Raw genomic sequence first — 2,929 nt, forward strand, 5'->3', positions numbered from 1 at the left:
CACGCAGGCCGATACGCAATCGTAATTTCAGTTCCTTCGCACCCGAATGACGGACCACATTGGTCGCACTTTCCTGCACGACGCGATAAATCGCGGTAAGCGTCTCGTCGTCGAGCAGCCGGGGTTCGCCCCGCAAGTCGGTCACATAGTGAATGCCAGCAGCCGTGAGCATGTCGCGTACCGGGCCTTCGTCCAGTGCCCGAAGCAGGCCGAACTCGTCGAGAACGGAGGGGCGCAGGCTGTCCAGCATCTTGTGCAGGGCGCGGCGCATGTGGCCGAGGATGCCGTTGATGGAGGCGCCGATGTCGTCGAGGCCCGCGCTGCCGAGTCGCGCCTGGGCCAGTTTGAGGTGGGTCTGGATGGCGGTGAGGTTCTGGCCCAGTTCGTCGTGAAGCTCGGCGGCCATGTGCTTGCGCAGATCTTCCTCGGCCTGGAGGTTGCCGCGGGCCGCGTCCCGTAACTGACGTGCAAGCTGGTCGAGACGCTGGTTGGCGGCGGCAAGGTGGGTGTTTTGCTGGGCTACTCGCTCGCTGCTCCGGCGCAGGGCGTCGGTGGCGGCGCCGAGCATGAGGGTGCCCGTGCCCGCCACGGCGAGGAACAGGTGGGCGGCGGCAGTCGGGGCGCCGCGGCCGATCATGTCTTCGGTGACATTCAGGCCCACGCTGGTGATCAGCATGGCGAGGCCTGCGCCGCGCCAGCCATGGCGGAAGGCGAAGAACAGCACCGGCGCCAGCGACAACACCCGCGCGAACTGCGGCTGGGGCGAGTATTCGGCCAGGGTGATCAGGATCGCCAGCGAGGGCAGCATCACCAGCAAGCCGTCCAGGAGCAGCTCGGCGAGGGCGGACTGGGTGGGCCGTTCGCGGAAGATCAGGATCATCACCGGGACGACGAGCAGCACGCCTAGGTAGTTACCGAGGAGATCGCTGCCGAAGGTGGTGCCGAGCATTTCCACGGGGGCCGCCGGATGCAGCGAGGCCATCATCGCGGCATTGCCGGCGGTGGCGACGGTGGCCGTGACCATGGCCGACAGCAGCAGGCGGGCGACGTCTTCCGGGGTATTCAGGCTGGCATGCAGGTGGGCGCGACGCAGCAGCCAGAGGCAGGCAGCGACCATCAGCGGCTCGGGCGCGTCGCCCAGCACGAAGCCGGCACCGCCGATCGGCAGTCCGCTACGCCACTCGCAAAACGTGCTGGCGAGGATCTCGGCGCCGAGGATCCAGAACCAGTTCCGGGTCCGCATGAGGAGCAGGGCGCCGAAGCGCAGGCCGAAGGGCAGCACCCAATAGGGCTGTTCCGTCGGCCACAGCAGGATCCAGGCCGCGGCATAGACGAGGGCAAACAGAGGGCCGGCGAACCGGGAGACGGCGTTTRGTCGCATTCCCCGAATGTTACACGGCGAACCTCAGATGACGTTGCACGGTTCCACCCATACGCACGCGTCGGGCGAGCCTGCTACATTCTGTCCATGCCAAGAATCGTCCTTGTAGATGACCACGCCATCGTTCGTGAGGGTTTCAAACGCCTCATCGAGCTGGAACCTGACCTCGACGTCGTCGCTGAGGCAAGGAACGCCGACGAGGCGGTGGACGCTGTGACCCAGCATCTTCCCGACCTGGTCGCGGTGGATCTCTCCTTGCCCGATGGCAGCGGGCTTCCGTTGATCGAGCACCTGGCGAGTATTTCGCCGGACATGAAGATCGTGGTGCTGAGCATGCACGACGGCGAGCCTTATGTTTCCGAGGCGCTGCGTCGCGGTGCCCGCGGCTATGTCACCAAGGGCGTGGCGCCCGAGGAGCTGGTCGTGGCGGTGCGCGCCGTGCTGGCGGGCGAGCAGTATCTGAGCTCGGACCTGCGTGAGCGCCGTTCCGGCCGGTCGTCGGTGGACCTCGATCCATTCAGTCGCCTGACGGCGCGCGAGCGTGAGGTCTTCCTGCTGCTAGCGGCAGGGCGGGCACCCAAGCAGGTGGCTGCGGAGCTTGGTATCGGGCAGAAGACGATCTATATCCACCGCGCGGCGGTGATGAACAAGCTCAACGCGGGGTCCGAGCTGGATCTTTATCGGATGGCGCAGGAGCGGGGGCTTATTCGCGCCTGATCGGGGTTGCCGCAACCTGGTTTTCGCCGATGAATCGGCTCCTACAAGAGCTAAAAGCCAAGGGTTAGCCCTGTGCTCGGTCGAGCATCTTCTTGGCGTGGGCGCGGGTTTCCTTGGTGATTTCCACGCCGCCGAGCATGCGTGAGAGCTCGTCGCGCCGGCCCGCGGCGTCCAGGGTGTGGATGCGCGTGCGGGTGGCTTCGCCATCGCTTTCCTTGGCGACCTGCAGGTGCGCGTGGCCTTGGGCGGCCACCTGGGGCAGGTGGGTGACGCACATCACCTGGACCCGCTCGCCGAGCGCACGCAGTTTCTGACCGACCACTTCGGCGACGGCGCCACCGATGCCGGTGTCCACTTCGTCGAAGATCATGCAGCCGATGTTGTCGTTGCCCAGCGTAGCCACTTCGATGGCCAGGCTGATGCGGGCGAGTTCGCCACCCGAGGCCACCTTGCGCAGCGGGCGCGGCGGCTGGCCGGGGTTGGCGCTGACCAGCAGTTCGCAGCGCTCACGACCTTGTGGATCGGGTTCGTCGCCGTCCACGCGCTCCAGCGAGACTTCCAGGCGACYGCCGGCCATGCCGAGCTCGCCCATCAGCGCAGCCACCGAGGTGCCAAGGCGACCGGCGGCGGCAAAGCGCGCGGCCGACAAGGCGGCCGCCGCTTCGTCATACGCCTTGTGCAGGCGATCGCGCTCACGTCCGAGGCGATCCAGGGCATCGCCGGCGCCTTCGAGCTCGGCGAGGCGCTCGCGAATCTCCTCAGCCTTCACCGTCAGTTCCTCGATCGGCAGCCGGTAACGGCGCGAGAGGTCGTGCAGGTGTGTGAGCTGGG

At 66.9% G+C, this 2,929-nt stretch carries 3 protein-coding genes; 1 reads left to right on the forward strand and 2 read right to left on the reverse strand.

Annotated features, from left to right (window positions below; genetic code table 11):
- A partial coding sequence (locus AC1DT2_RS19655) for an MASE1 domain-containing sensor histidine kinase (RefSeq protein WP_477298156.1) occupies nucleotides 1–1,381 on the reverse strand: 1,381 nt, incomplete at its 3' end.
- Between the two features lie 87 nt (nucleotides 1,382–1,468).
- Between AC1DT2_RS19655 and AC1DT2_RS19660 the strand changes: the two genes are divergently transcribed.
- Complete coding sequence (locus AC1DT2_RS19660; RefSeq protein ID WP_063572096.1) at nucleotides 1,469–2,098, forward strand: response regulator transcription factor; 630 nt, start codon at nucleotides 1,469–1,471, stop codon at nucleotides 2,096–2,098.
- A gap of 64 nt (nucleotides 2,099–2,162) precedes the next feature.
- Here AC1DT2_RS19660 and AC1DT2_RS19665 read toward each other — a convergent pair.
- On the reverse strand, nucleotides 2,163–2,929 hold a 767-nt coding region (locus AC1DT2_RS19665), incomplete at its 5' end, for a DNA repair protein RecN (RefSeq protein WP_477298157.1).

Source organism: Luteibacter sp. P4_E6 (assembly GCF_056401535.1).

What these genes read in the sequence shown, in the direction of transcription:
- AC1DT2_RS19660 (WP_063572096.1), top strand. Translation starts at nt 1,469, where the DNA reads ATGCCAAGAATCGTCCTTGTAGATGACCACGCCATCGTTCGTGAGGGT.